This window comes from Bradyrhizobium sp. WSM1253 (assembly GCF_000244935.1).
In the GTDB taxonomy this organism is placed as follows: Bacteria; Pseudomonadota; Alphaproteobacteria; order Rhizobiales; family Xanthobacteraceae; genus Bradyrhizobium; species Bradyrhizobium canariense.
Genome location: NZ_JH600073.1, coordinates 3,641,787 through 3,668,003, shown reverse-complemented (window position 1 = coordinate 3,668,003; position 26,217 = coordinate 3,641,787). Strand labels below are relative to the sequence as shown.

At 64.4% G+C, this 26,217-nt stretch carries 20 protein-coding genes and 3 pseudogenes; 8 read left to right on the top strand and 15 right to left on the bottom strand.

Annotated elements, in window-relative coordinates; genetic code table 11:
• Positions 1–12: 12 nt before the first annotated feature.
• Complete coding sequence (locus BRA1253DRAFT_RS18810; RefSeq protein WP_007596913.1) at positions 13–999, bottom strand: crotonase/enoyl-CoA hydratase family protein; 987 nt, start codon at positions 997–999, stop codon at positions 13–15.
• Between the two features lie 174 nt (positions 1,000–1,173).
• Here BRA1253DRAFT_RS18810 and BRA1253DRAFT_RS18805 point away from each other — a divergent pair.
• Positions 1,174–1,386: pseudogene (locus tag BRA1253DRAFT_RS18805) on the top strand (winged helix-turn-helix domain-containing protein); the annotation flags it as partial.
• Positions 1,387–1,531: 145 nt separating this feature from the next.
• Here BRA1253DRAFT_RS18805 and BRA1253DRAFT_RS18800 read toward each other — a convergent pair.
• Together BRA1253DRAFT_RS18800 and BRA1253DRAFT_RS18795 are read right to left on the bottom strand one after the other, a co-directional pair.
• Complete coding sequence (locus BRA1253DRAFT_RS18800; RefSeq protein ID WP_007596912.1) at positions 1,532–2,374, bottom strand: Crp/Fnr family transcriptional regulator; 843 nt, start codon at positions 2,372–2,374, stop codon at positions 1,532–1,534.
• A gap of 306 nt (positions 2,375–2,680) precedes the next feature.
• Positions 2,681–3,218 (bottom strand): annotated as a pseudogene (locus BRA1253DRAFT_RS18795) (transposase).
• Between the two features lie 59 nt (positions 3,219–3,277).
• Between BRA1253DRAFT_RS18795 and BRA1253DRAFT_RS18790 the strand changes: the two are divergent.
• The 3 genes and pseudogenes from BRA1253DRAFT_RS18790 to BRA1253DRAFT_RS18780 form a co-directional block, all read left to right on the top strand.
• A pseudogene (locus BRA1253DRAFT_RS18790) lies at positions 3,278–3,412 on the top strand (transcriptional regulator); the annotation flags it as partial.
• 1,116 nt (positions 3,413–4,528) lie between these two features.
• A complete protein-coding gene (gene purD, locus BRA1253DRAFT_RS18785; RefSeq protein WP_007596905.1) occupies positions 4,529–5,812 on the top strand; it encodes a phosphoribosylamine--glycine ligase in 1,284 nt (427 codons plus the stop codon).
• A gap of 169 nt (positions 5,813–5,981) precedes the next feature.
• Positions 5,982–6,887, top strand: a complete 906-nt coding sequence (locus tag BRA1253DRAFT_RS18780) for an alpha/beta fold hydrolase (RefSeq protein ID WP_007596904.1) — start codon at positions 5,982–5,984, stop codon at positions 6,885–6,887.
• Here BRA1253DRAFT_RS18780 and BRA1253DRAFT_RS18775 read toward each other — a convergent pair.
• On the bottom strand, positions 6,884–7,342 hold the full coding sequence (locus tag BRA1253DRAFT_RS18775; protein ID WP_007596901.1) for a nucleoside deaminase: 459 nt from the start codon (positions 7,340–7,342) through the stop codon (positions 6,884–6,886). The two genes, BRA1253DRAFT_RS18780 and BRA1253DRAFT_RS18775, sit on opposite strands and share 4 nt — an antisense overlap.
• Positions 7,343–7,461: 119 nt before the next feature.
• Between BRA1253DRAFT_RS18775 and BRA1253DRAFT_RS18770 the strand changes: the two genes are divergently transcribed.
• Positions 7,462–9,573 (top strand): pseudouridine synthase, encoded by a 2,112-nt coding sequence (locus BRA1253DRAFT_RS18770; RefSeq protein ID WP_007596899.1) that lies wholly within the window; start codon positions 7,462–7,464, stop codon positions 9,571–9,573.
• Between the two features lie 2 nt (positions 9,574–9,575).
• Positions 9,576–10,130, top strand: coding sequence for a 16S rRNA (guanine(966)-N(2))-methyltransferase RsmD (rsmD, locus tag BRA1253DRAFT_RS18765; protein ID WP_007596898.1), 555 nt, complete (start codon positions 9,576–9,578; stop codon positions 10,128–10,130).
• 7 nt (positions 10,131–10,137) lie between these two features.
• Here the strand turns inward: rsmD and mutL are convergent, their stop codons facing one another.
• Positions 10,138–11,949, bottom strand: a complete 1,812-nt coding sequence (gene mutL, locus BRA1253DRAFT_RS18760; protein ID WP_007596896.1) for a DNA mismatch repair endonuclease MutL — start codon at positions 11,947–11,949, stop codon at positions 10,138–10,140.
• Positions 11,950–12,327: 378 nt separating this feature from the next.
• Here mutL and BRA1253DRAFT_RS18755 point away from each other — a divergent pair, with 378 nt between their 5' ends.
• Entirely contained in the window at positions 12,328–12,636 is a 309-nt protein-coding gene (locus BRA1253DRAFT_RS18755) for a hypothetical protein (RefSeq protein ID WP_007596894.1), read from the top strand.
• 62 nt (positions 12,637–12,698) lie between these two features.
• On the opposite strand, the gene arfB is transcribed toward BRA1253DRAFT_RS18755, so the two are convergent.
• The 7 genes from arfB to BRA1253DRAFT_RS18720 form a co-directional block, all read right to left on the bottom strand.
• On the bottom strand, positions 12,699–13,115 hold the full coding sequence (arfB, locus tag BRA1253DRAFT_RS18750) for an alternative ribosome rescue aminoacyl-tRNA hydrolase ArfB (protein WP_007596892.1): 417 nt from the start codon (positions 13,113–13,115) through the stop codon (positions 12,699–12,701).
• Between the two features lie 112 nt (positions 13,116–13,227).
• A complete protein-coding gene (locus tag BRA1253DRAFT_RS18745; RefSeq protein WP_007596890.1) occupies positions 13,228–14,595 on the bottom strand; it encodes a pitrilysin family protein in 1,368 nt (455 codons plus the stop codon).
• Positions 14,592–15,986 carry a pitrilysin family protein gene (locus tag BRA1253DRAFT_RS18740; RefSeq protein WP_198288256.1) on the bottom strand — a complete coding sequence of 465 codons (1,395 nt, stop codon included), beginning with the start codon at positions 15,984–15,986 and terminating at the stop codon, positions 14,592–14,594. Before BRA1253DRAFT_RS18740 ends, BRA1253DRAFT_RS18745 begins: the two co-directional genes overlap by 4 nt.
• 199 nt (positions 15,987–16,185) lie before the next feature.
• A complete protein-coding gene (locus tag BRA1253DRAFT_RS18735; RefSeq protein ID WP_007596887.1) occupies positions 16,186–16,911 on the bottom strand; it encodes a hypothetical protein in 726 nt (241 codons plus the stop codon).
• Positions 16,912–17,008: 97 nt separating this feature from the next.
• Positions 17,009–17,503, bottom strand: a complete 495-nt coding sequence (gene lspA, locus BRA1253DRAFT_RS18730; protein ID WP_007596886.1) for a signal peptidase II — start codon at positions 17,501–17,503, stop codon at positions 17,009–17,011.
• Between the two features lie 164 nt (positions 17,504–17,667).
• Complete coding sequence (ileS, locus tag BRA1253DRAFT_RS18725; RefSeq protein WP_007596885.1) at positions 17,668–20,676, bottom strand: isoleucine--tRNA ligase; 3,009 nt, start codon at positions 20,674–20,676, stop codon at positions 17,668–17,670.
• A gap of 201 nt (positions 20,677–20,877) precedes the next feature.
• Entirely contained in the window at positions 20,878–21,849 is a 972-nt protein-coding gene (locus BRA1253DRAFT_RS18720) for a bifunctional riboflavin kinase/FAD synthetase (RefSeq protein WP_007596884.1), read from the bottom strand.
• 231 nt (positions 21,850–22,080) lie between these two features.
• On the opposite strand from BRA1253DRAFT_RS18720, the gene BRA1253DRAFT_RS18715 reads away from it, so the two are divergent.
• Positions 22,081–22,476, top strand: a complete 396-nt coding sequence (locus BRA1253DRAFT_RS18715; RefSeq protein WP_007596883.1) for a response regulator — start codon at positions 22,081–22,083, stop codon at positions 22,474–22,476.
• Positions 22,477–22,596: 120 nt separating this feature from the next.
• On the opposite strand, the gene BRA1253DRAFT_RS18710 is transcribed toward BRA1253DRAFT_RS18715, so the two are convergent.
• The 3 genes from BRA1253DRAFT_RS18710 to BRA1253DRAFT_RS18700 all read right to left on the bottom strand — a co-directional run bounded on the left by BRA1253DRAFT_RS18710 (position 22,597) and on the right by BRA1253DRAFT_RS18700 (position 26,215).
• Positions 22,597–23,451, bottom strand: coding sequence for a TIGR01459 family HAD-type hydrolase (locus BRA1253DRAFT_RS18710; protein WP_007596875.1), 855 nt, complete (start codon positions 23,449–23,451; stop codon positions 22,597–22,599).
• A 15-nt stretch (positions 23,452–23,466) separates the two neighbouring features.
• The gene (locus BRA1253DRAFT_RS18705) at positions 23,467–24,942 is read right to left on the bottom strand and encodes an EAL domain-containing protein (protein ID WP_007596874.1); all 1,476 of its coding nucleotides are present in this window, start codon (positions 24,940–24,942) and stop codon (positions 23,467–23,469) included.
• Positions 24,943–25,084: 142 nt separating this feature from the next.
• Positions 25,085–26,215, bottom strand: coding sequence for a YihY/virulence factor BrkB family protein (locus BRA1253DRAFT_RS18700; RefSeq protein WP_007596871.1), 1,131 nt, complete (start codon positions 26,213–26,215; stop codon positions 25,085–25,087).
• Positions 26,216–26,217: the final 2 nt, after the last annotated feature.

Here is a 26,217-nt window from a genome sequence, read left to right as displayed (position 1 = left end):
CCGGTGTGGCGGTCAGCGCCCGCGGAAGGCGGGAGCACGCTTTTCCCCAAGCGCCCGGAAATATTCCTGGTGATCGTCGCTCTGAGCCAATCGAGCCAGTTCAGGAAACAGCGCCGCGTACGCGGCTTCCTGACCTTCGCTCAGCGCGCGATGGGCCGACGCGATTGTCGCTCGAATTCCAAGCGGAGCCGCGGCCGATATCCTGCGAGCGACTGCGATCGCCCGATCAAGTTGCTTTCCGGGCGGCGTCACGTATTGAACCAATCCCATTCGGTAGGCCTCATCGGCGCTCCATTCGTCGCCTATCAGCATGTAGCGCATCGCATTTGCCCAACCCGCTTCCCGGACGAACGTGATCGGTGCACCCCCAGCAGGGAAGTGTCCGCGGGTGACCTCTGGTTGGGCGAACACGGTATCGCTCGCTGCAACGCGGACATCTGCCGCCAGGAAAAGCTCATGGCCTGCACCCTGGCATTTGCCCTGGACGGCGACGACGAGTGGCTTCTGCCTGCGAGGAGGTATCGTGCCGACGGGATTGATGAACTCAGACATTTCCGGGAACTTGCCCGTGCGCAAGACTGGCGCCCAACTGTCAGGATCGAGCACACCGCCAACGAAGTCGGAGCCTTGGGAGTAGAGGACTGCGACGCGCAGCGCGTCATCGTGGTCGAGCATATACATCAGGCGACCCAAGCCAATGACGCTTGATAGGTCGACACGGTCGGTCTCCTGCCGAATGCCGATCAGCAGAATTGAGCCGTCCACGCGTTCCACTCTGACATTGCTTGGCATTGTGCCCGAACCCGTTGGAGCAGAGGCAACCGGGGATTGGACCTGCGCAGAACTCGGGCCCCCAAGCAGAACCGTGGCGCCTGCACTTGCAGCTAGAAACGCTCGACGATGTAATCCGCCCGCGTTCTGCTCAGAAAGCCGTCGAGAAGGCGGCGAATAAACTTCTTTCTGGTGGAGTTCATCGCGCTTTGCGGGGATGTCGTTCATCTCAGTGTCTCCTGTGAGAGCTTTGAAATTGCTGAGGAGAGATAGGACGCATGCTCGATAGGGGCTATCCAGGATAAAACTCACAGGGTGTGAAGGAGAACTTCACAGTCAAATGATATGGCGAGCGACATTCATTCCTACGATGTCAAGCCATGAGATGACTCGCCTCGCCCCGAATTCGCGCGGCTGAAGAAGCTCACCGGCGCCACCGACGGCAATCTCGGCCCGCATATCGAGACGCTGGCCAAGGCAGGCTACGTGTCGGTGGAGAAGGCCTTCGTCGGCAAGAAGCCGCAGACGACCGTCACCGCCACCGCCGCCGGCCGCGTCGCTTTCGCGCGGCATGTTGCGACATTGCAGGAGATCATCGCGGGGAAGCAGAGCTAGGACGTGTATTCATAAACGTCGGCTTACTAACGCAAAGCGGAAGTCTCCCACCACGGGCGTGATCGACGGCTTGTGACCCGTTGCGGATCTGCGCCGACTGCTACCTAATGGCAGCTTCTGACCGAAGGCGGTCATCGCATGGTCTCTACTTCTCCGCCCGCGAAACGGCTCTGGATTCACCCCTCGCTCCGCCGGACGAGACGATGGCGTTTTCCCGGAACGGCGCACGGGTAGGCTGGGGCGCCGACAATTCCTGGCAATACATCCGATCGATCTTGCGCTGCATAAGCGCATAGCAGTCGCATGCGACCCTCTCGAGTCGCGCCCGGTCGATCTCAACAAATCCGCGCCGGTCGGAGGGGACGGCTCCGGCCTCGCGTAGCTTGCTCATCGTCAGAGTCACTGTCGTCCGCCGGACCCCAAGCAATTGCGCAAGCGCCTCCTGCGTCACCGGGAGGAGGTCATCGGGAACGCGGTCGTGAAGCTGCAGAAGCCACCGCGCCATGCGGCCATCCACCCGGTGCAGCGCGTTGCAAGCGGCTACGTGCTGGAGTTGCAATAACACCGCGCGGGCGTGGAGCTGAACGACATTCCTGATGGCCGCGCTTTGCGCATAGGCATCCCGAAATTTGGCGGCGGAAATCAATGATGCTGTGCCCGCCATGCGTGCAATCGCGGTCACGGATGAAAGCGATGGGCCGAGTACGGAGAAAGAGGCCAAAGCGCCTTCCCGTCCCATCAAGGTGGTTGCGACCGTTTGCCCGTCCGGCATATCGAGCATGAAGGCGATTGCGCCGCTATGGGGAAAATAGACCGGGTCCATCTCATCCCCCGAGCGCACCAGAACGGCATCTGGCTCAAAGGAGACCTTCTGGAAGTGGGGCGTGAGCAAGCCGAGATCCGCCGGCGGCAGCGCCGCCAATAGCCGATTCCCGATGCCGGTACGGTAGAGGGTCACGGATGCTTTCTCTTGTGAAAGAGCATCCATTGAACGCCGGTATCCATCTCTTTCATTCACTATGATTATCCGAATACGAGTTGCGCGAAACGCAACTATCCAAACAGAGCCATTGGTCGAGATCAAGCACGGACATTTGCGGAGACGCTGCCGGCGTCTCGCCGCGCAAGCAGGATCTTGCATACATCATACTATTCACGCCCGTTGTGCGACTCGGCGAGCGGGGCCTGCGGGATGATCGAGCGATGATGGTTCCGGAAGCGCCCGCTCTTGGCTTCCTAGCTGACGTCTTCAGCTCGTAGGATGGGTTGAGCCCTTGCGAAACCCATCGCTTCTCTATCCCCGTTCTCCGAAATCGCGGCCGTCATCCGACTGATCGCCGGCCCAATCGGCCGGATAATTGCCGAGCTTTATGTGGCGATGAAGCGAGGAGGGCGCCCAGTCACGGACTCTGTCGACGAGCCCGTGCTTGACCGGATTGATATGAACATAGTCTACATGCAGCGCCGAAATCGGCTTCGTCGCGAATGGTATGCTCCCAATATCTGCGTTGTCAGATGCCCCGTTCACCTCTAGCCGCGCGGCTTGGGGATATCCTCTCGTTGCGCGCCAGACCGCGCGAAAAGGTGGATTTGATCAACTGCCTGCGCATTCCAAAATCGGCATCACCTTCTGGCAACGTCCACACCGTGTGAAGGTGATCCGGCAGCACCACGATGGCATCGGTCGTGAATGGATGGCGTCGGTGCGTTTCACGCAACGCCGTGCGCAACAACCCGATATGATCCGTCAGCAACGCTAGCTTCCGCTCCGCCAGGTTGACGGTGAAGAAGAAACACCCACCCGAAACGAAGTTGCGGCGGTACGAGGTCATGACGGACGTTATCACGAAACAAGTGCGATGGGTTTCGCAAGGGCTCAACCCATCCTACGGGCTACGTGTCGGTGGAGAAGGCGTTCGTCGGCAAGAAGCCGCAGACCACGGTGACCGCGACTGCGGCCGGCCGCGTCGCCTTTGCGCGGCATGTGGCGACGTTGCAGGAGATTATTGCGGGGAAGCAGGTTTAGCCCATTGGCAGGACTGGTACAGGCACTTAGACCATAACATCGCGGAGCCCGTGCAAACGCACTTGTGCGAAAATTACGCCGCTGGAAGCAGGCGAACGCGTTGCGGGCGTAAAGCCCATTGGGTTTAGCAGAATCATATCGCCAATGAGTATAATCCATGCTCGTGTGATTCACTTGTGTTTCGCTAATATGCCGCTCATACGTTGCTGCTATTTTCGCCAAGCCGACCTTGATGCGACTACTGGACGATATGTATTCGCCTGCAAGCTGCTCCAAATGCCGCTGGCCAAAAAAGACGAATGATTGAGACAGTAACGGGGATCAAAGTGTTTGTGAAAACTCCATTGCTTGGGCAACGTGTGTGCGGGCGCTTTCGCTTTTTTGCCAGTTCGCTTTGAAAACGCGACACGGTATTTGTGCACATAGTACTGAGCGCGCGAATAAGCGGCGAGCCTCTTCTTCGCCTCCCGTTCGATTTCGCGCTCTATAAGATATTTCATTCATTTGCACTGCAAGGATGTGCGCCAGCGGATAACTGTAGTCAGAGGCCGTTGCGAAGGTGAGAGGAGATTGGCATCTCCCCCCGGCATGGTGAAGTTGTTATCCGCTGGCTAGTGCTTCTCGCACATAGGTTGAGTTTCAACGGGAAAGCCCTCCGCGTCAAGAGAGGCGACTGTTGGCAATGGTCTTAAGCGAGCAAAGATGCAATTCAGGTGTTCGGCGGTGCAAAATATGGAAGCCAAGTTTGAATAATCGAATTGTATAAATGCTATTTGGACACATGCGCCATGCGCTCCGACTAATGCTCGCGTGGGCTCTGGGACATCTCGTCAGAAGCTCATCGGATGGAGAAGGCTGCTGGCACTCGCCGTAGAGACGGTGATCACTCCTGTGCATCGCGGCGGTCGCAGCTTCGGCGATGTTCGTCATTCCGCCGAAAGTGGACATAGATTCCGGAGCATCGCCGACCGCTCTGCGCGTGGCGCGGCCCCATTTATCCCGGGCCCGCGGCTTCGCGGCGTCCCGGAATGACGGGGTGAATGAGGCAACACCCCTTGAGCCGCACCCCGATTCGTGCGACCTCCGCCCCAGCAAACCCCTCATTCTGAGCCCTCGATGCACATTCTCCTGCTCGGTTCCGGCGGCCGCGAACATGCTCTGGCGTGGAAGATCGCAGCCTCCCCCCTGGTGACCAAATTCTGGTGCGCGCCGGGCAATGCCGGGATCGCGCGCGAGGCGGAATGCGTGGCGCTGGATGTTGCCGACCATGCCGCCGTGATCGATTTCTGCAAGGCGAATGCGGTCGAGCTCGTGGTGGTCGGCCCGGAGACGCCGCTGGCGGCCGGTATCGTCGATGACCTCACCGCCGCCGGCATCAAGGCGTTCGGGCCGAACAGGATCCCCGCCCAGCTCGAAAGCTCGAAGGGCTTCACCAAGGCGCTGTGCACTGAATTCGGCATTCCGACCGGCGCCTACAAGCGATTCACCAACGCCGCGGATGCGCGTGCCTACGTCCAGAGCCAGGGCGCGCCGATCGTGGTCAAGGCCGACGGTCTTGCCGCCGGCAAGGGCGTCGTCGTCGCCAAGTCGGTGCGAGAGGCGGAGGACGCCATCGCCATGATGTTCGAGGGCGGCTTTGGCGAGGCCGGCGCCGAGGTCGTGATCGAGGAGTTTTTGCCGGGCCGCGAGATCAGCTTCTTCGCGCTGTGCGACGGCGAGACCGCCATTCCGCTGGCCTCCGCGCAGGACCACAAGCGCGTGTTCGACCATGACGTCGGTCCGAACACCGGCGGCATGGGCGCCTATTCGCCGACGCCGCTGGTGACGCCGGCGATCCACGACGCGATCATGGCCAAGATCATCCTGCCGACGGTATCAGGCATGAAGCAGCGCGGCACGCCGTTTCGCGGCATCCTCTACGCCGGCATCATGCTGACGACGCAAGGCCCGAAGCTGTTCGAGTTCAACGTGCGCTTCGGCGATCCCGAGTGCCAGGTGCTGATGCTCAGGATGATGTCGGACATCGTGCCGGCCTTCCTCGCCGCCTGCGACGGCCAGCTGAAGAACTTTGACCTCCGCTGGTATCCGGAAGCCGCACTCACGGTGGTGATGGCGGCGAAGGGATATCCCGGCGACTATCAGAAGGGTACGCGGATCGAGGGGCTCGACGACGCCGCGAAGGTCGAGACCGCCGAGATTTTTCACGCCGGCACGGTCGAGAAGGACGGCGCCATCCTCGCCAATGGCGGCCGCGTGCTCAATGTCTGCGCGCTCGGCAAGACCGTGACGGAAGCGCAGGCCCGCGCCTATCAAGCCGTCGACCGCATCAACTGGCCGGAAGGCTTCTGCCGCCGCGACATCGGCTGGCAGGCGGTGGACGCCGAGAAGTCCAAGGGCTGACAGGCTTTTTTCGCACGCGCGCGCAATTTCCGCCCGCGCCGTCGGCACTCCGAAATTGTGTAGGCGGCTGTTGGACTTAGCTACTGTGCATGGGGTTGTTTTTCGACTTTTTTGTTTTGGGGCATTCTCAAGACCGAACAGCCCACGCTGACAGATAAGGATGCAGAAGATGTCCGATCTCGCCGACCTCTATCCCGGCTTCGCCTCCGAATGGATCAACACCTCCCTCGGCCGCATCTTCGCCCGCGTCGGCGGCAAGGGACCGCCGCTGTTGCTGCTGCACGGCTTCTCCGAGACCCACGTGATGTGGCACCGCGTCGCGCCGCAGCTGGCCGACCAGTTCACGCTGATCATCGCCGATCTACCCGGCTATGGCTGGTCCGACATGCCCGAGAGCGATGCGCTGCACATGCCCTACAGCAAGCGCGCGATGGCCAAGGCCATGGTCGAGGCGATGGAGCGCCTCGGCCACGTGCACTTCGCACTCGCCGGCCACGATCGCGGCGGCCGCGTCTCCTATCGCCTTGCGCTCGATCATCCCGGCCGGCTGTCGAAGCTTGCGGTGCTCGATATCCTGCCGACCTATAATTACTGGGAGCGGATGAACCGCGCCTACGCGCTGAAGATCTATCACTGGACCTTTCTGGCGCAGCCGGCCCCGTTGCCGGAGACGCTGGTCGCGAGCAATGGCGAGTTCTTCCTGCGCTTCAAGATGGCGAGCCAGACCAAATCGAAGACGCTGGAGGCCATCGACGAGCGCGCGCTCGAACACTACATCGCCCCATTCCGCGATCCCGCCCGCGTGCATGCGATGTGCGAGGATTATCGCGCCGGCGCCTATTTCGACTACGATCTCGACAAGGCCGATTTCGAGGCCGGCAAGAAGATCACGATTCCGATGCTGGCGCTGTGGGGCAATGCCGGGGTGGCGCAAGCCGCCGCCACCCCGCTCGACATCTGGCAGCAATGGGCGACCAACGTGGATGGCATGCCGGTGGATTCGGGGCACTTCCTCACCGAGGAGAACCCGGATGTGACCGCGAAGGCGCTGCGCGAGTTCTTTGCCGCGCCTTAGCGCCGCTCGCGAAAGAAGTCCTTGAGCAGCCGCGCCGCCTCGCTTTCGCCGACCCCGGAATAGACATCCGGGACGTGATGGCAGGTCGGCGAGGTGAAGAACCGCACGCCTGATTCAACCGCTCCGCCCTTGGGGTCGGCGGCGCCGTAATACAGGCGCCTCACCCTTGCAAACGAGATCGCGCCCGCACACATGGTGCAGGGCTCCAGCGTCACGTAGAGGTCGCAGTCGACCAGGCGCTCGCTGCCGATCTTTTTGGCCGCCTCGCGCAGCGCAACGATCTCGGCATGCGCCGTGGGGTCGTAGTCGGTCAGCGTCCGGTTCGCCGCGGTGGCGATGACCTCGTAATTGCGGACCACGACGCATCCGATCGGAACTTCGCCCGCCTTTCCGGCGTTTTCGGCCGTTTTGAGCGCCAAATCCATGAAAGAGGGGGCTTTCAAGCCTCGTATCATCGCGAGAAACCTGCTAGTAGCTGCGCCTTCAGCAGAAGTGCTTACCGAATTTGCCTGAGCATGCGGCTCGAAACGAGCGCGCACAATGCTTTCTGGCCACCCCCTGAGTGAGATTATTCATGCCTCGCGACAGCGACAAAGACAACGATTCCCGCGGCCGTCGTGATCGCGGCCCGGCCAAGGGCGGCCGTTCCGGCAAGGCGCGGGGCCCCGAGAAGAAGTTCGCCAAGCGCGGCTTCGAGGGCAAGGGCGACAGCCGCCCGCCCCGCGGCGACCGTGACAGCCGACCGGTCCGCCGCCGCGAGGAGGGCGATGCCCCGCGCCGCGACTTCAGCGACCGTCCGAAGTTCAATCGGGAAGACCGGCCGCGCGGCGAAGATCGTGGTGAGCGCAGCTTCAAGCCGCGTGGCGATCGGCCCTTCAAGCCGCGTGAAGACCGTCCGTTTTCGGATCGTCCGTCGCGCGACGGCGAGAAGCGCCCGTTCAAGCCCCGGGGCGACCGCCCATTTTCTGATCGCCCCTCGCGCGATGGCGAGAAGCGGTCGTTCAAGCCGCGCGGTGATCGCCCGTCCTATGGCCGTGATGACCGTCCGCCGCGCAGGGATCGCGACGATTCCCGTCCGGCCGGCCGAACCGGTGACACGAAGTTTGGCGACAAGCGACCTTACGCGCCGCGTGGCGACCGTCCGGAACGCAAGTTCGATGGCGAGCGAAAGTTTTCGCGCGGCGCACCGGACCGCAATCGCAGCGAGCGCAGCGATTCGAAACCCTGGCAGAAGCGCGATGCGGCCCCACGCGGCGACCGGCCGCCGCGCAAGGACTTCAGCAAGGGTCCGCGCAAGGATTTTGGCGGCAGCGACCGCGGTCAGGACAAGCCTTGGCAGAAGCGCGACGATCGGCAAGGCGGCGGCGACGACCGTCCGCGCTTTTCGCGTTCGCGCGACGATCGTCCATCGGGTGACCGTCCATTCCGCGAGCGGCCCAAATTCGATCGTCCGCGCGATGATCGTCCCAGGTTCGATCGCGGCGGCGATCGCCCGAAATTCGATCGTCCGCGCGAGCGCTCCGAGGGCCGCTCCGACTGGCACGAGCATCCCCGCAGCGAAGCTCGCACCGGCGATCGTCCACGCCGCGAAAACGAGGACGAGAGCAGGATCTTCGAGAAACGTCCCGCCTTCGGCGGTCGCGGCGCCTATCGCGACCGTGATCGTGATTCCGAGCGGCGGCCGCGCCGCGAGGAAGAGGTCAAGCCGAAGAAAGCTGGCGAGCGTATCGCCAAGGTGCTGTCGCGTGCGGGCCTTGCCTCGCGCCGCGATGCCGAGGAGATGGTCACGCAGGGCCGCGTCAGCGTCAACGGCCGTGTCATCAACTCGCCGGCGCTCGACATCACCTCGAACGATGTCGTCACCGTCGACGGCAAGCCGTTGCCGGAGCGCGAGCGCACGCGGCTGTTCCTCTATCACAAGCCGCGCGGCCTGATGACGACCCATGACGATCCCGAGGGGCGTCCGACCGTATTCGACAATTTGCCCGAAGGTCTGCCGAGGCTGATCAGCGTCGGCCGGCTCGACTTCAACACCGAGGGCCTGCTGCTGCTCACCAACGATGGCGGGCTCGCGCGCACGCTCGAGCTGCCGGACACCGGCTGGCTGCGCCGCTACCGTGTCCGCGCCCATGGCGACGTCACGCAGGCGCAGCTCGACGAGCTGAAGAACGGCATCGAGATCGAGGGCGTCAAATACGGTCCGATCGACGCGACGCTGGAGCGTGACCAGGGCGCCAATGTCTGGCTGGTTTTCGCGATCCGCGAGGGCAAGAACCGCGAAGTGCGCAATGTCTGCGCTCATCTTGGACTCGAGGTGAACCGGCTGATCCGGGTCTCCTACGGCCCGTTCCAGCTCGGCGAGGTCCCCGAGGGCCAGGTCGAGGAGATCAAGTCCCGCGTGCTGCGCGACCAGCTCGGCGAAAAGATCATCGAGAAATCGGGTGCGCAGTTCGACGTGCCGCAGAAATCTGCCTCGCATGAGGGAGACGACGCGCCGCGCGAGAAGAAGCCCGCGAGCAAGCGCGGCGTGATCAACGACCGCAAGGGCCGCCGCGTCCTGGTGCAACGCACCGGCAGCGAGGAAGCGCGCGAGCGCAACGAGGCTGAGGCCAGCGGCTACGGCCCGCCGCGCCGTCCCAAGCGCGGCTATCACGGCAAGCGCGATCTGGCGCCGAAGGAGGACTGACGTTGCGCGTCGTCGGCGGTCGATTGAAGGGGCGCAATCTGGCCTCACCGTCCTCGCGCGACATCCGCCCCACGGCGGACCGCCTGCGCGAGTCCGTGTTCAACATCCTCGTGCACGCCTATGACGATCCGATTGCGGATGCGCGCGTGCTCGATCTCTTCGCCGGCACCGGCGCGCTGGGCATCGAGGCGTCGTCACGCGGCGCGAAATTCGTGCTGTTCGTCGACAACGGCGCGGAGGCGCGCGCCCTGCTGCGGAATAATGTCGAGACGCTGGGCTTGGGTGGCGTGACAAAAGTCTATCGTCGTGATGCGACCGATCTCGGGCCTGCGCATCCGGTCGAGCCGTTCTCGCTGGTGTTCCTCGATCCGCCCTATGGCAAGGGGTTTGCGGAGAAGGCGCTTGCGAGCCTGCGCGACGGCGGCTGGCTGACGCCGGGCGCGCTGCTCGTCGTGGAAGAGGCGAAGGCTGCGCAGTTCGTCACGCCGGAAGGCTTCGAGGAATTGGAGCGGCGCCCTTATGACGACACGGAATTCGTGTTTTTGAAGCGACCGTAATTTCGAATTACCTCCGCCCGAACAGCTTCTCCACGTCGCTCAGCTTCAGCTCGACATAGGTCGGGCGGCCGTGATTGCACTGGCCGGAGTTCGGGGTGTCCTCCATCTCGCGGAGCAGGGCGTTCATCTCCTCCGGCCGCAGCCTGCGGCCGGCGCGCACCGAGCCGTGGCAGGCCATGGTGGCGGCGACGTGCATCAGACGGCGCTCCAGCGGCAGCGCCTCGTCCCACTCGGCCATATGCTCGGAAAGATCGCGCAACAGCCCGCCCGCATTGGTCTTACCGAGCAGCGACGGCGTCTCGCGCACCGCGACCGCGCCGGGGCCGAAGGATTCGATCGCAAGACCAAACGACCCCAGCTCCTCGCTGCGCTCCAGCAGGCGCTCCACCGTGGCCTCGTCCATCTCGACGATCTCGGGGATCAGCAGGATCTGCCGCTGCACGCCGTTGGCTGCCAGCGAAGCCTTCAGCCGCTCGTAGACGATGCGTTCATGCGCGGCGTGCTGGTCGACGATGATGAGGCCGTCGCGGGTCTGCGAGACGATATAGGTCTCGTGGATTTGCGTGCGCGCCGCGCCGAGCGGGCGGTGGACCAGATCGCCGGCGGGCTGCGTTTCGATCCGCACGTCCGCACTGGGCGCACCGACATCGAACGCAGCCTGCGCGCGCTCGGCGAAGGTGGGCGCAGCCGCACCGTCGAATGACGGCATCGGCGCGACCGGGGCGGATGGCGACGCCCGCCAGTCCCAGCTTGCCGGGCGCGGCGTGAATGCGGGGCGGAACGACGACAGCGCGCTCTCGCCGCTGTTGGCGGCCGTACGCCGGCCCTCCCGTGCAAGCCCTTCCTTCAATCCGTGCACGATCAGCGCGCGGACGAGGCCGGCGTTGCGGAAGCGCACCTCGGTCTTGGCCGGATGCACGTTGGCGTCGACCTCGCGCGGATCGAGCGTGACGAACAGCGCCAGCACCGGATGACGATCGCGCGGCAGATAATCGGCATAGGCCCCGCGTACCGCCCCTAAGATCAGCTTGTCGCGCACCGGGCGGCCGTTGACGAAGAGATATTGCCCAAGCGCGTTGGCTTTGGTCAGCGCGGGCGCTGCGGCATAGCCGGCGACCACCACGCCCTCGCGCTCGGCATGGACCTCGATGGCATGGCTGCGGAACTCTGCCCCCAGGATGTCGCCGAGACGCGTGAGGCGACCGGCGACGCCGGGCAGTGCGGCAGCCCAGGTCACCGGGGCGCGCTCTTCGCCCGCGAGCGTGAAGGCGATTTCGGGCCGCGCCATCGCGAGGCGCCGCACCACCTCACGGATCGCTTCCGCCTCGGTCCGGTCGGTCTTCAAGAACTTCAGCCGCGCCGGCGTGGCGTAGAAGAGGTCATTGACCTCGACCCGCGTGCCGTGCGCGAGCGCGGCCGGCATGATCTCGGACTTCTCGCCGCCCTCGACATTGAGCGCCCAGGCATGCGGCTCGCTGGCATGCCGCGTGGTGATGGAGAGCCGCGCCACGGAGCCGATCGAGGGCAGCGCCTCGCCGCGGAATCCAAGCGTGCGGATCTGCAGCAGGTCCTCGTCGTCGAGCTTGGAGGTGGCGTGACGCTCGACCGCCAGTGAGAGGTCCCTGGCGGTCATGCCGCCGCCGTCGTCGGTGATGCCGATACGCCGGCGCCCGCCGCCATCGGTAAAGACGTCGATGCGGCTGGCGCCGGCATCGATGGCGTTCTCGACCAGTTCCTTGACCACGCTCGCGGGACGCTCGACCACCTCGCCGGCGGCGATGCGGTTGACGACCTGTTCTGGCAATTGGCGGACGGGCATGAGTTCGATTTCAGATTCGGGACGCTATTCTAGGCCGTGTTGCGTCAAAAGCATGTGGTGAGCAACAGGCGCGTGGCGCCCTGGGGAAAAGGGGGGCCTATCGCACTGAAGACATTGGACGATCGCGCCGGTCGCGGGGGCCGTCGTTGACGACCCCGCGAGCCCGAGCGTCGCGTTCGCGGTCCGCAACTTGTTCCGCACCGCCGCATATGAGGAGCACAATTCCGCGAAACCGCCGCGAAATCCCTCAACGATGACCACACGATCCGGATTGCATGGCGACTGCGCCGTTCGGCTCTCTGCGCGATGGGATGGTCCAGTCCAGGCGAACGGCGAAAACACCAACCGCTCATCGCGAACAAAATCCAGGAGAAATGGATGAAGGTAGTGAAGACCTCTGTAATCGCATGCGCTCTTTCCGCACTGCTGGTGGGACCGGTTCTCGCACAAGGCGTATCGTCGGACACCAAGTTGCGTGGCAGCGCGCAGGGCAAGACCATGCAGGGCGGTGCCTCGAGCGGCGATGAAGAGGATCTCGGCGCACAGCAGGGAGCCGCGGGTGAGAAGGTCGGCATGAAGTCGACCAAGGGTACGAAGGGCACGGTCGGCACCACCGGCAGCGCGACGCACAAGGGCACGGCTGACGATTCCGTGTCGGGCGGTGCTGCGACCGGCAAGCGCTACTGACGCAGCCAGCGAAACGGCAAACCTCCGGTCGCATTGCGGCCGGAGGTTTTTTCGTCAATCGGTCAATCCTCGAAATGCCCGCCGCGCTTCGACTTGATGTCGCTGCGGCGCTTCTTGCCCTCGAGCCGGCGCTGCTTGGACCCAAAGGTCGGCTTTGTCGCGCGCCGTGGCTTCGGCCGGATCATGGCTTCGCCGAGCATCTCCGTAAGGCGGTCGATGGCGTCCTGGCGGTTGCGCTCCTGGGTGCGGAAGCGTTGGGCCTGGATCACGATGACGCCGTCCTTGGTCATGCGCTGCCCTGCGAGCCGGGCCAGGCGCAACGCGGCATCCTCCGGCAGCGTCAGTTTGCGGGTGTCGAAGCGCAATTGCGCCGAGGTCGCGACCTTGTTGACGTTCTGCCCGCCGGGGCCGGAGGCGCGGACAAAGCCGATCTCGATGTCGTCCTCGTCGATGACGAGATCGCGGGATATCCGCAGCATGGTGGCACCATTCGTGATGCCCGGACATATCCCGGACGCCTAGGTTCGGCAATGGCGCCCGGAATGCAAATGGCCGGGCGAGCCCGGCCATTTCAGAAGCGTACGAAAGACGTCAGTTCGACTTCGTCACCGGTGCGGCTGCCGGTTGCGCCGCCGCCTGCGGAGCGCGGCCGACGACGACGGTCAGGAGGCCCTGGCCCCAGAGGCGCTTTGCGGCCGCCTTGGCGTCATCCATGGTGACCGCATCGACGACGGCGTTGCGCTTCTCGATGTAGTCGATCGGCAGCTTGTCCTGCTGATATTGCAGCAGCGCCTGCGCGAGCTTCGAGGAGGTATCGAGCGCCAGCATCTGCGAGCCCTTGAGGTAGGACTTGGCCTCATCGAGCTCCTTCTGCGTCGGGCCTTCCTCGGCGATCCGACGCACTTCCTTGTCGATGGCGTCGATGGTGTCGCCTGCGCGGTCGGCGCGGGTGCCGGTATTGCCGATGAAGACCGCCGAATGCTCCATCCAGAGCAGCGATTCGAACACCGAATAGGCCAGCCCGCGCTTCTCGCGCACCTCGCGATAAAGCCGCGAGGACAACCCGCCGCCGCCGAGGATGTGGTTGACGACATAGGCCGCCATGAAGTTCGGATCGCTGCGCTTCACCCCGGGGCCGCCGAAGGTGATCACGGTCTGGGGAACGTCGAGCGTCACGAAGGCGCGTTGCGGCGGCTTGGCGGCCTCGACGTCGGGGACCGGCACGAGATTGGCCTTGGCGGGCAGGCTGCCAAACGTGTGGTCGAGCAGCTTGCCGAGCGTATCGGGATCAACGTCGCCAACCACCGCGATCTTCAGCGTGTCCTTGGCGAGCACGCGGCCGACATAGTCCTTCATGTCGGCGATCGTGATGGTCGGAACGCTGTCGAGGTTGCCGTTGGACTGCCGGCCGTAGGGATGTTCGCCGAAGGCGACTTCCAGGAATTTGCGGCTCGCCAGCGAGGTCGGGTTGGTGGTCTCGCGGCGCAGGCCCGAGATTACCTGCGAGCGAATGCGTTCGACATCGGCGGTTTCGAAATGCGGCGAGGTCAGCGCGCTCCGCAGCAGGTCGAAGGCCTCGTCCTTGTTGTCGCGCAGCATGCGCAGGCTGCCGCGGAACGTGTCGCGGGTGGCGGAGAAGGAGAGCTCGATGGCGCGGCGATCGAGCCGCTCATGGAAGGTCTTGGAATCGAGATCGCCGGAGCCTTCGTCGAGGAGATCGCCGACCAGATTGGCGACGCCCGACTTGTCCTTGGGATCCTGGGCCGAGCCGCCGGCAAAGGAATATTCCATGGCGATCAGCGGTACGGTCGCATCCTGCACGAACCAGGCCTCGATGCCGCCCGGCGACGTCAAGTGCTGGATCTTTGCAGCCGCCTGCGACGGCGAGACGGTAGCGAGCGCGAGTGCCGCGCCGGTGGCAAAGGAGAACGCAACGCGTCGAAGGAAGGGATAGGTCACGAACGCTTCTCCTCGCGTTTGGTGGTCGCGGTGTCCTTGATCAGATAGCCTGTCACTGAGCGCTTCTTCTCGAGCCATTTCTGCGCGACGGTGCGGACCTGCTCGGCGGTGACCGCGCGGATGCGATCTGGCCAGCTCCGGATGTCCTCGATCGACAGGCCCGTGGTCAGTGCGCCGCCATACCAGCGTGCCAGCACCGCCTGGTTGTCCTGGGCGTAGATCGCCTCGGCGATGAGCTGGGTCTTGACCCGCTCGAGATCCTCGGCACGGATCGGATTCTGCGCGATGTCGGCAATGACGCCGTCGACCACCTGCTCGATCTCGGCGAAGCTGACGCCGGATTTGGGCGAAGCCGAGATCGCGAACTGGGTCGGGTCGAGCGAGATGCTCGAATAACTGGCGCTGGCGGAGACCGCGAGCGGCTTGTCGACCACGAGCGCACGGTAGAGATAGGAATTGTTGCCGCTGCCCATTAGCTGCGCCAGCACGTCGAGGGCCGCGCTTTCGCCGGCCGCAGCCGTGGTCGCCGAGGGCACCAGGTAATAGCGCCGCAAGCCGGGTTGCTCGACGCGCGGATCCGCAAGGGTCACGGTGCGCGGCGCCGCGGGCTCCGGCTCCTGCGGGCGGACACGGCGGGCCGGGATCGCGGGTTGGGCCGGGATGGAGCCGAAATTGCGCTCCACCAGCGGGCGGATGTCGGCGGCCTCGACGTCGCCCGCGATCACCAGGATCGCGTTGTTCGGCGCATAGAAGCGGCGGTAGAAGGCGAGCGCATCCTCGCGATCGAGCTTCTCGATCTCCTGGTGCCAGCCGATCACCGGCCGGCCGTAGGGATGGTTGAGATAGAGCGCGGCCATGATCTGCTCGTTCAGCCGCGCGTCCGGATTGTTGGCGACGCGCATGTTGTATTCTTCGAGCACCACGTCGCGCTCGGGCAGCACGTTCTCGTCCTTGAGGATCAGGCCGGTCATGCGGTCGGCCTCGAACTCCATCATGGTCGGCAGCTGCTCTTTCGGCACGCGCTGGTAATAGTTGGTGTAGTCGACCGAGGTCGAGGCGTTCTCGTTGCCCCCGACGCGGAGCACGGTCTGGGAGAATTCGCCGACCGGATGCTTCGATGTGCCCTTGAACATCAGGTGCTCGAGGAAGTGCGCGAGCCCGGACTTGCCCGGCGTCTCGTCCGCCGAGCCGACCTTGTACCAGATCATTTCCGTGACGACGGGCGTGCGGTGGTCGGGAATCACCACGACCTGCATGCCGTTTCCAAGCGTGAAGCTGGCGGGCGGAGCCGATGTCACCGTGGTCTGCGCAAGAGATGCGCCGGCCGTGAGGACACTCGTCGAAAGCAGCGCGGCAAGGAGGCGGGCAGCCGATCGGTAAGAGGACATCATGATCCTTATGAAAGGCCGAGCCCGGATGTCCGGCTCGGAGGCACGGCATGGTACACCGTGCGGCAAACGCTTCGCGTCACGAAGCAGAGAACTCAACTCGGGCGCAAGTTACTGATAAGCAATTAAAGACCGCGTCCGGCGCGCACGAGCCGTCGGCGCGGGACCGCGTCTGTCGGGATATCGCAAAGTGACAGGAGCGTTATTGTTCCTTGTCCTTCCCGGACATGATGTCGAAATAGGTCCGCCTCGTCTTGTCCTCTCCGGCGCCATAGGCGTAGCTCGGCGACGGCGTCTGGTAGCCCGGCGGTGGCTCGACCAGCGACTGGCGCGGCGGCTCGGTCGTGAATTGCTTCGCCTCGCCCTTGTTGTTCGACATCATGCCCCACAGACCGCCGGTGAAACCGAGTTGGGCGGGGCTGAGCGACGGGTTGCCGTTGGTGCCCGGCTGGATGGGGTCGTTGCTCGTGCGCTCGGGTGCGGCTGTCCTGCCGACCTCCATCTCGGCGGGCGACAACGTCCGGCCTGCCTGCCAGTTCTCTGTGGCCTTGACGGCCTTTTTCCGCTGGGCGATGGCCTCCTTGCGGCGCTTTTCGTCCGGGTCCTTCGGCCAGTTCGGCGCGTTCTTGGCTTCGGTGCCGGCGGGCGGCGGCAGGTCGAGCTTGGGCGGTACCACCAGCGGCGACCGCTCACGGTACTCAATACCCTTCTTCTCCATGCTCTTGGCGCCGATGCCCGACATCAGATTGTCGATGAGCTTCTCTTCGAAGGTCATATCGTCATCGTCCTCGCCGTCGTCACCGGCGCGGGCGGCGCCAGCCGACATGACGAGACCGATGCCGAGTGCGACAGCGGACAATTTCAATGCCCGCCAGAACCCTTGCCCGGGATCTCCAACCATCGAACTGCTGGTCTTCGAGCTGCGCATCACTGTACCTGTTCCAAATTGTGGCAGTTTGCCGCTCTCGCGCGGCATAATCCCTCGCAAAAACAAGGGTCCGCCTGCCGGTCCGTATCGGCCGGGATCAGGGCGCTTTTGCGGCGGGTACCCCCAGGAAGGAATCATACAATAGCGCCGCCACGCCAGCAACGATGGCCACGTCCGCGAGGTTGAACACGTACCAATTATAGGTCTTTCCGCCGATCTCGACGTGAAACAGGGCGAAATCGACCACCGCGCCATAGGCGAGGCGATCGATCCCATTGCCGATGGCGCCGCCGATGATCAGGCCGAGCGCGATGGTTGCCAGCAGGGTGTGCGAGCGGGCCATCCAGATCGCCAGCGCAACCACGGCGAGGACCTTCACGGCCATCAGCGCCATTTGCGCAGCCTGGCCGTCGTTCTGGAGCCAGCCGAAGCTGATGCCGATGTTCCAGGCCAGCACCAGGTCGAAGAACGGGGTCACCTCGACCGCGCCGCGACGGGCAAGGTCGAACACATTCAGCAGCCAGAGCTTTGAAGCCTGATCGGCCACCAGCGTGAGCAGGGCCGCGAGGATGCCGGCGCGGAGCGGGGTCATGCAGGCGAGATCTCTATCTCCACTACAAACACCGCCGTCGTCCCGGCGAAGGCCGGGACCCATACTCCGAGGCGGAAGTTGTTTGAGGGACTCGTGGTCATCAGCCTTCGCTGCAATCGGCGGTCGTGGTTATGGGTCCCGGCCTCCGCCGGGACGACACGAAGTTAGACACTCACCCCCAGCGCCTTCCATTCGCGCAGCGCCTTGGCGTCGCGCGGGGTGACGTCGGGGTATTCGGGGTCTTCACCCACCGTCGGCGAAATCTTCCAGGAACGGGCGCATTTGGTGCCGACCGCCTTCTCCACCACGACAGCGATGCCGGGAACGGCATCGAGACGGAATGCGGAAGCCGGCGCCTCGTCCTCGCGCACCTCGTAGTTCGAGGTGATGCAGATCTCGGCGAGGTCGGTGTCGAACAGCGTCGCAAGCATGTCGCGGTCGGCGACATAGATCACCGGCGAGGCCTCCAGCGACGAGCCGATGTTCTTGGCGGCGCGTTCGAGCTCCAGCGCACCGGTGACGACGCGGCGGACGTTGCGGATCGCTTCCCACTTCGCGGCGAGCTTGTCGTCGCGCAGGCTTTCGAGGTCGTCGGGAAACTGCGTCAGGTGCACCGAGGGCTCGGCGCCGGGCCTGTACATGCGCCAGGCTTCCTCCGCGGTGAAGCTGAGGATCGGCGCCAGCCATTTCAGGATCGAGCTGCACAACAGATCGATCGTGGTCAGCGCCGCCTTGCGCGTCGGCGAGGAGGGCGGATCGCAATACAGCGTGTCCTTGCGGATGTCGAAATAGAACGCGGAGAGCTCACTGTTCAGGAATGCGGACAAGGTTGCGACCACCGTCTTGTAGTCGAACTCCTGATAGGCCTTGCGGACGACGGCAGCACGGACCGCGAGCTCGTGCAGCATCAGCCGTTCGAGCTCAGGCATGTCGGCGGGTGCGACTGCGTCGGCGGGCTTGTAGTGATCCAGCGTTCCCAGCATCCAGCGCACGGTGTTGCGCAGCTTGCGATAGGTCTCGATGGTGTTCTTCAGGATCTCCGGGCCGATGCGCTGGTCGTCGGCATAGTCAGTGGCGCAGACCCACAGGCGCAGGATATCCGCGCCCGAATCCTTGATCACCTTCTGTGGCTCGACGGTGTTGCCGATCGACTTCGACATCTTGCGGCCGTTCTCGTCGAGCGTGAAGCCGTGGGTGAGCACGATGTCATAGGGCGCGCGGCCGCGCGTGCCGGCGCTCTCCAGCAGCGAGGAATGAAACCAGCCCCGATGCTGGTCGCTGCCTTCCAGATACATCACGGTGTCGTCGCCGCCATCGACCTTGCGGACGATGTTGCCGAGCTGCGGGAAGTTCTGGCGATCCTCGAGCACGAATGCATGCGTCGAGCCGGAATCGAACCAGACGTCGCAGATGTCGTCGATCTTCTTCCAGTCTTCGCTCGCGCGCGATCCAAGGAAGCGCTCGCGGGCGCCTTCCATGTACCAGGCGTCGGCGCCTTCCTCCATGAAGGCCTCGGTGATGCGCTGATTGACGATCTCGTCCTGCAGGATTTCGGCCGAGCCGTCGCTCTTCTCGCGCACGAACACGGCGATCGGAACGCCCCAGGCGCGCTGGCGCGAGATCACCCAGTCCGGACGGTTGGCGATCATGCCGTTGATGCGGTTCTCACCCGACGGCGGCACCCATTGCGTGACCGAGATCGCATGCAGCGCGCGGGCCCGCAGTGTATCGCCCTTCTTGGCATGGCCATCTTCGCTGATGTCCTTGTCCATCGCGATGAACCATTGCGGCGTGTTGCGGAAAATGACCGGCTTCTTCGAGCGCCAGGAATGCGGATATTGGTGCTTGAGGCGGCCGCGCGCGAGCAGCTTGCCGGCCTCGATCAACGCCTTGATCACGGCCTCATTGGCATCGCCCTTCTCGCCCTTGTCGTTGAGCACGCGCTTGCCGGTGAAGCCGGGGGCCTGCGCGGTATAGGCGCCGTTCTCGTCGACAGTGTAGGGGATCGCGGTCGAGATGCCGCGTTCATCGAGCTCGCGGGTATTGGCCATCCAGACGTCGAAGTCCTCGCGGCCGTGGCTCGGCGCGGTGTGCACGAAGCCGGTGCCGGTATCGTCGGTGACATGCTCGCCGGCGAGCAGCGGCACGATAAACGCGTAACCGCCATCGAGGCCGCGCAAGGGATGAGCGCACTCCACGGCGTCCAGCGTATCGCCGGGAATGTCGCGCAGCTTCTCATAGGCCGTGACGCGCGCCTGCTTGAACACCTCTGCGGCAAGCGCATCGGCCAGGATCAGGAGATCGCCGGTCTTCGCCCAATTGTCCGCGGCTGCATCCGTCACCTTGTAGAGGCCGTAGGCGATCTTCGGTGAGAACGAGATCGCGCGGTTGCCGGGCAGTGTCCAGGGCGTGGTGGTCCAGATCACGACCGAAGCATTGGCGAGCGCACCATGTGCCGGGGACGTGACGGGGAACTTCACCCACACCATGTCGGAGGTGTAGTCCTCGTACTCGACCTCGGCCTCGGCGAGCGCGGTCTTCTCGACCACGCTCCACATCACCGGCTTGGAGCCGCGATACAGCGTGCCGTTGGCCGCGAACTTCATCAGCTCGCGCGCGATCTGCGCTTCGGCGGGATAGCTCATCGTCTGATAGGGATGATCCCAGTCGCCGATGATGCCGAGGCGCTTGAATTCCTCACGCTGCACGTTGATCCAGTGTGTCGCATAGGCGCGGCACTCTTTCCGGAACGCCACCATCGCGGCGGAGTCGCGGAAGTCGGGCTTCTGCTTGCCCTTGGAACGGTAGTTCTCTTCCTCGATCTTCCATTCGATCGGCAGGCCGTGGCAGTCCCAGCCAGGCACATAGTTGGAGTCGAAGCCGAGCATCTGCTGGCTCTTGGTCACGACGTCCTTGAGGATCTTGTTCAGCGCGTGCCCGATATGGATGTTGCCATTGGCGTAGGGCGGGCCGTCATGCAGCACGAATTTGGCGCGGCCCTGGGCTTCCTGGCGCAGCTTGTCGTACAGCCCGATGTCGTTCCAGTATTTCAGCAGCTCCGGCTCGCGCTGCGGCAGGCCGGCGCGCATCGGGAATTCGGTCTGCGGCAGGAACAGGGTTCTCGAATAGTCTTTGGCTTCGGATTTTTGGGACTTTTGTGGCTTGTCGGACATGAGGCTGACTGGCTCGGAAGGGCGCGGGAACGGATGGCGATGCGGAATCGCGGGTGAAACGACAACATCCCGGTCTTGCGCCGAGCCGAAGGCTCAGGCGGAAGCCGGGCCGCTAATCCCTATGATGCGCCGCGCAAACATGGGCTCTCCATAGCAGGGGGCTAAGGGAAGCGCAAAAGGTTCGGGGGCCGGTTTCCGGCCTCAATCGATGATGCCAAGCCGCGGAAACGCGTCCGGGGCGGCGGCGAGCATGGCGCGGGCGCGGGCGGAATCGTCGTCCATCTGGCGGATCAGGGCATCCAGGCCGTCGAATTTCAGCTCCTCGCGGATGAAGCCGATAAAGGCGCAGTCGAGCGTCTGTCCGTAAAGATCGCCCTTGAAGTCGAACAGGAAGATTTCCAGCAGCGGCGCGCCGTTATCGAAGGTCGGGCGGCGGCCGAAGCTTGCCACCCCGTCCAGCCGCTCCGCGCCGCGGCCGACCCGCACCGCATAGATGCCGTGCTTGAGGCCGCAATTGGCATCGAGGCGGATATTGGCGGTGGGATAACCGAGGTCGCGGCCGCGCTTCTCGCCGTGGATGACCTCGCCGGTGATGAACCAGGGCGCGCCGAGCATGGCCGTGGCCTCGTCGATCTGGCCTTCTGCGAGCGCGATCCGGATCGCGCTGGACGAGACCGGCCGCTCGTCGATGTCGACATGCGGCTGCACGTCGACCTCGATGCCGAGCCGGGGCGCCTCGTTGACCAGGAGGCTCGGCGAGCCGACGCGACCCTTGCCGAAGTGGAAGTCGTAGCCGACGGCGATTCCGCCGATGCCCAGGCGCCCGATCAGGTCATGGTGAATGAAGTCTTGCGCGCTGGTCCCGGCGCGGGACTTGTCGAAGGTCATGACCACGGCGCCGTCAAGTCCGGTGCCGGCCAGAAGCCGCAGCTTGGCACGCTCGTCCGTCAGGCGGAATTGCGGGGTGTTGGGGCTGAAAAACCGCCGCGGATGCGGCTCGAAGGTCAATGCCAGCGCAGGGCGGCCATGGATCCTGCCCATTTCCAGGGCTGCGGCGATCACGGCGCGATGGCCGAGATGAACGCCGTCGAAATTGCCCATGGCGACCACGGCCCCCCTTGCAATGGCGGAGTCCGGCGTGGTGTCGCGGATAACGGTAAAATGCGGAGCCATCAGGGGAATTCTCGAACCGGCGGGACCGGCCGGGACCGTGGCGCGACGGGCCGGATGAAGTCAAGCGGGAGGGGGGCGGCCGCATCGAAGGTGATTTCAGTCCACCGGGGGCGTTCCCAGTTAACGCGCTGTTTAACGCCTTGGTGCTAGTCCTTGGAGCGTGGAACCGCGGGGCTCCGGCCCGGCAGGTCCGATCGTAATATTTCCTGGGTTTGCGTTGGGGGAGTCGAGATGGCGGTTGATTTGTCGATGTCGGTTCTGGTGGTTGACGACTACAGCACCATGATCCGTATCATCAGGAACCTCCTGAAGCAGCTTGGCTTCGAGAATATCGATGATGCAAGCGACGGTTCGGCAGCGCTGAACAAGATGCGTGGCAAGAAGTACGGTCTCGTGATTTCCGACTGGAACATGGAGCCGATGACGGGTTACGACCTGCTGCGCGAAGTGCGCGCGGATCCGAACCTCGCCACCACGCCCTTCATCATGATCACGGCCGAATCAAAGACCGAGAACGTGATCGCGGCCAAGAAGGCCGGCGTGAACAACTACATCGTCAAGCCGTTCAACGCGGCGACGCTGAAGACCAAGATCGAGGCGGTCTTCCCGGACATGGCGAGCGCGTAAGGCGCGCTCGAAGCCATCGGTTGAATTCGGAAGGCCCGGGCGGTTGTCCCGGGCTTTCTGCGTCTGGTTCGTCGTTCTGGAATCGATGCCCGATATCAAGCCGGAATGACGATCAACTCGCTACCACTTCAGTTCGCGCATCAGCGCCTTTGGCGGATGGCCGAACAATTCCAGCACCGAAGCCGGGTCGAGCTGGTCGAGACCCTCGAACTCCTCGGCATGGATGCCGCGGGTCACGAATAGGCAATCGATGCCGAACTCGCGCGCGCCGGTGAGGTCGGTCCGGACGGAATCGCCGATCGCGAGCACCTTTTTGCGGTCGATCTGGTGGCCCTGGCGTTCGCCGGCGAGCGCCATCGCGCGCTCGTAGATCGGCCGGTGCGGCTTGCCGTAGAAGATCACCTCGCCGCCGAGCTCGCGATAGAGCTCCGCGATCGCGCCGGCGCAATAGATCAGGCGGTCGCCGCGTTCCACCACGATGTCGGGGTTGGCACAAACCAGCGTCAGCTTGCGCTCGCGCGCCTTCAGCATCATGCCGCGATAGTCTTCCGCCGTCTCGGTCTCGTCGTCATAGAGACCGGTGCAGACGATGTAGTCTGCCTCCTCCAGCGGCGCGGTCACCGCATCGAGGCCGCGATAGATCGAGTTGTCGCGCTCGGGGCCGAGCCAGAACATCTTGCGGCCGGGATGGTCGGCGACATAGAGCCGCGTCAGGTCGCCTGACGACACGATCGCGTCGTAGGTCTCGTCGGCGACGCCGAGCTTGCGCAATTGACGCTGCACGGAGTCGGCCGGGCGCGGCGCGTTGGTGATCAGGATGACCGTACCGCCGCGGCTGCGATAGGTGTGCAGCGCGTCGCAGGCTTCGGGGAAGGATTCGAGGCCGTTATGGACCACGCCCCAGATGTCGCTGAGCACGACGTCCACGCCCGCCACGAGTTCACGCAGGCTTTCAGCGAAATGCAGCGTGGTCATGATGCGTGCGGCCGATCAGATGCGGCGCGCGAGCGCGGCGTTGCCGGTGACGCGCTGTGGCGCAGACGCAGCCGATGTCGCGCCCGAGCTGGGTATGCCGGAGCCATTGGATCCCTGAGTGTCCTGTGCCTGGTTCGGCGCGGCGGTAGCAGATGACCCCTCCGGCCGCAATGGCCGGGGCGGCGCGAACAGGAACCCCTGGCCGAACCGCACGTCATAATCGAGCAGGTCGATCACGGCGCGCTCGCCCTCGATCCGCTCGGCGATCAGATCGATGCCGAAGCGGCCGAGCAGGTCGGAGAGGTCGGACGGGTGGATGTCCGAGGCCGAAGCCTGCCTGGGATCGAGCAGGAGCGAGGCCGGCACCTTGATGAAGCGCACGCCGCGATCGGCGAGTTCGCGCGGTTCGATCCGCAAATCGGTGACGTGGTCGATCGAGAAACGGAAGCCGCGCTGGGCGAGCGCGGCGAGATTCTCGGTCTCGGCCAGGCCGAGATTGCGGAAGGTCGATTGCTTGAATTCCAGCACCAGCGAGGGCGCCAGCGCCCGGTTGGCCTCGAGGAAATCGAGGTATTGCGCGAAGGTCGTGGAATTGCCGAGCGTGGAAGCCGCGACGTTGCAGAACACGCCGACCTCCTTGTTGCGTACCATCAGGCGTCGCAGCACCTGCACGCAGCGCAGCATCACCATGTTGTCGATGCGCCCGATCAGGCCGGAGGCCTCCGCAATGCTGATGAACTCCTCGGCCGCCACCAGCTGGTCACGCTCGTCGCGCAGGCGCGTCACGGCCTCGTAGAAGCGGACCTTGCGCTGTGGCAGCGTCACCATCGGCTGGAGGAAGATGTCGATGCGGTTCTCGTCGATCGCGTTGCGGAGCGTCGCCAGCAATTGGGTCTGGTTGCGGCCGTTGGCGGTCTGAACCGGATTGGCGTTCTGGGTCTGGATTGCCGGCGCTGCCGGCCGTGGCGGCGGCGCGGGCGCCTGGGGAGGGGCAGCCGACCGCTCCTCTTCGAACGGGGCCATCAGGTCGAGCGACGCGTCCTGCTCCTGCCTTGCGACCGGAGCTGGGTCCGGGAGCGGCGCGTTGCCGGCCATCAGATCCTCATGAGCCGAGACGGTGGTGGCGAGCTGCCTGACCAATCCGCCGAGCTCGTTGATCTCGCCGACCACCGCCTGAATGCGGTCTGAGTTGGCCGAATTGGAGGAGGCGATGCGTGCTTCGATCGTGGCAAGCCGGCGGCCGAACTCGGCGACCTGGCGGGCGAGATCGGCGGTGCCGCGCGAAAGGTCGGCGATCTGGCCGCCGACGTCGCTGCGGTCGCGCAACCGCATCGACACTGCATTGTAGAGGATCAGGAAGGTCAGCGCCGTTAGCGCCACGATCGCGGATTCGGTTCCGCTGATGCCGGCGACCGCGTAGAGCACGAGCCCGAGCGAGGCCGCGACCAGAACCATGCAGATGGCGATGAAGATCGTCGAAATACGAATCATGCCGCGCGTTACGCCTCAAGAGCTGACTGCCTGACCGGGAAAACACGGGTGGCGTCTCGAACCCGTCACGCCGCATGCTCCCCCAAGCGGCATGAGCTTAACATCATTGTTGATTCGAGGGGATAGCGACCCAATCGCGGACTCAGGATGGCGCCGCAGCGCCGACCGTGTCGGCCGAGACGGCCTCGCGGGTGCCAAGCGGCTTGGGTGCCCCGGTGGTCGTGTCGCGCAGGGTCTGCCGTTCGATCTCTGAATTCAGCTCGGCCCCAAACATGATGACGATCGCCGACATCCACATCCACATCATCAAGCCGATCGCAGCGCCGAGCGAACCGTAGGTCGCATTGTAATTGGCGAACTCCGAAAGGTACCAGGACAGCAGCGCCGAGCCGGCGATCCAGAGGATCGCGGCCGCCACCGCGCCGAGGCTCAGCCATTGCCAGCGCGGGGCATCGCGGCTGGGCGCGAAGCGGTAGAGGACGGCGAGCGCCGCAAGGAGAATGACGAACAGCACCGGCCATCGCGCCAGCGCCACGATCAGCTTGCTTTCGGGCGCCATGCCGAGGTGGTTGAGCGCGAGCGGGAAGGCGACGACGGCGCCCACCATCAGCAGCAGGGCAACGATGCCACCGACCGTGAAGGCCAGCGAGACCGTGTTTAGCCGGATGAAGCTGCGCTTTTCACGCTCCTCATAGGCGACGTTGAGGGCATCGAAGATGGCTTTGACGCCGGCATTGGCGCTCCAGATCGCGAGCACGAGGCCAAACAGGAAGGTGACACCAAGCGTCGCACCGCCGTGCGACACGACGCGCGCCACCTGGTCCTCGACGATCTGGAACGCACCCTCGGGCAGCATCATCGCGAGCGATTGCAGGTTGGAACTGATTGTCGAGGGATCGGCGAACAGGCCATAGAATGAAACCAGAGCTGTGATGGCGGGAAAAATCGCGAGCAGCCCGAAAAAGACGACGCCACCGGCGGTCGCGAGCAGGCGATCCTCGTCGATGCGCTGATAGGTGCGCCAGAGGATGTCCTTCCAGCCTGCCCACGGGATTGCGAACGGGCTTTTCGCGCGGCGGCCGCGGCCGGGCTGCGAGGCTGCGCCCGTCGGGCTCGTTTCCGGCGAATTCGCCTCGCCGTTGCGGTGGTCTTGCGGAGGTCCCGCCCTGACCAGGCCAGAATCCTGGAAATACCGTTCCGCGGTGAGCACGAACACGGTCGTGGCTGCCACTAACAGCCAGCGGTCGAATTGCTCGGCGCGCCGCATACGCATTT

What these genes read in the sequence shown, in the direction of transcription:
- BRA1253DRAFT_RS18720 (WP_007596884.1), bottom strand. Translation starts at nt 21,849, where the DNA reads ATGGCTCCGCATTTTACCGTTATCCGCGACACCACGCCGGACTCCGCC.
- BRA1253DRAFT_RS18770 (WP_007596899.1), top strand. Translation starts at nt 7,462, where the DNA reads ATGCCTCGCGACAGCGACAAAGACAACGATTCCCGCGGCCGTCGTGAT.
- BRA1253DRAFT_RS18755 (WP_007596894.1), top strand. Translation starts at nt 12,328, where the DNA reads ATGAAGGTAGTGAAGACCTCTGTAATCGCATGCGCTCTTTCCGCACTG.
- BRA1253DRAFT_RS18705 (WP_007596874.1), bottom strand. Translation starts at nt 24,942, where the DNA reads ATGATTCGTATTTCGACGATCTTCATCGCCATCTGCATGGTTCTGGTC.
- BRA1253DRAFT_RS18735 (WP_007596887.1), bottom strand. Translation starts at nt 16,911, where the DNA reads ATGCGCAGCTCGAAGACCAGCAGTTCGATGGTTGGAGATCCCGGGCAA.
- BRA1253DRAFT_RS18775 (WP_007596901.1), bottom strand. Translation starts at nt 7,342, where the DNA reads ATGATACGAGGCTTGAAAGCCCCCTCTTTCATGGATTTGGCGCTCAAA.
- BRA1253DRAFT_RS18700 (WP_007596871.1), bottom strand. Translation starts at nt 26,215, where the DNA reads ATGCGTATGCGGCGCGCCGAGCAATTCGACCGCTGGCTGTTAGTGGCA.
- BRA1253DRAFT_RS18810 (WP_007596913.1), bottom strand. Translation starts at nt 999, where the DNA reads ATGAACGACATCCCCGCAAAGCGCGATGAACTCCACCAGAAAGAAGTT.
- BRA1253DRAFT_RS18740 (WP_198288256.1), bottom strand. Translation starts at nt 15,986, where the DNA reads ATGATGTCCTCTTACCGATCGGCTGCCCGCCTCCTTGCCGCGCTGCTT.
- BRA1253DRAFT_RS18715 (WP_007596883.1), top strand. Translation starts at nt 22,081, where the DNA reads ATGGCGGTTGATTTGTCGATGTCGGTTCTGGTGGTTGACGACTACAGC.
- BRA1253DRAFT_RS18710 (WP_007596875.1), bottom strand. Translation starts at nt 23,451, where the DNA reads ATGACCACGCTGCATTTCGCTGAAAGCCTGCGTGAACTCGTGGCGGGC.
- mutL (WP_007596896.1), bottom strand. Translation starts at nt 11,949, where the DNA reads ATGCCCGTCCGCCAATTGCCAGAACAGGTCGTCAACCGCATCGCCGCC.
- BRA1253DRAFT_RS18800 (WP_007596912.1), bottom strand. Translation starts at nt 2,374, where the DNA reads ATGGATGCTCTTTCACAAGAGAAAGCATCCGTGACCCTCTACCGTACC.
- BRA1253DRAFT_RS18780 (WP_007596904.1), top strand. Translation starts at nt 5,982, where the DNA reads ATGTCCGATCTCGCCGACCTCTATCCCGGCTTCGCCTCCGAATGGATC.
- ileS (WP_007596885.1), bottom strand. Translation starts at nt 20,676, where the DNA reads ATGTCCGACAAGCCACAAAAGTCCCAAAAATCCGAAGCCAAAGACTAT.
- purD (WP_007596905.1), top strand. Translation starts at nt 4,529, where the DNA reads ATGCACATTCTCCTGCTCGGTTCCGGCGGCCGCGAACATGCTCTGGCG.
- arfB (WP_007596892.1), bottom strand. Translation starts at nt 13,115, where the DNA reads ATGCTGCGGATATCCCGCGATCTCGTCATCGACGAGGACGACATCGAG.
- lspA (WP_007596886.1), bottom strand. Translation starts at nt 17,503, where the DNA reads ATGACCCCGCTCCGCGCCGGCATCCTCGCGGCCCTGCTCACGCTGGTG.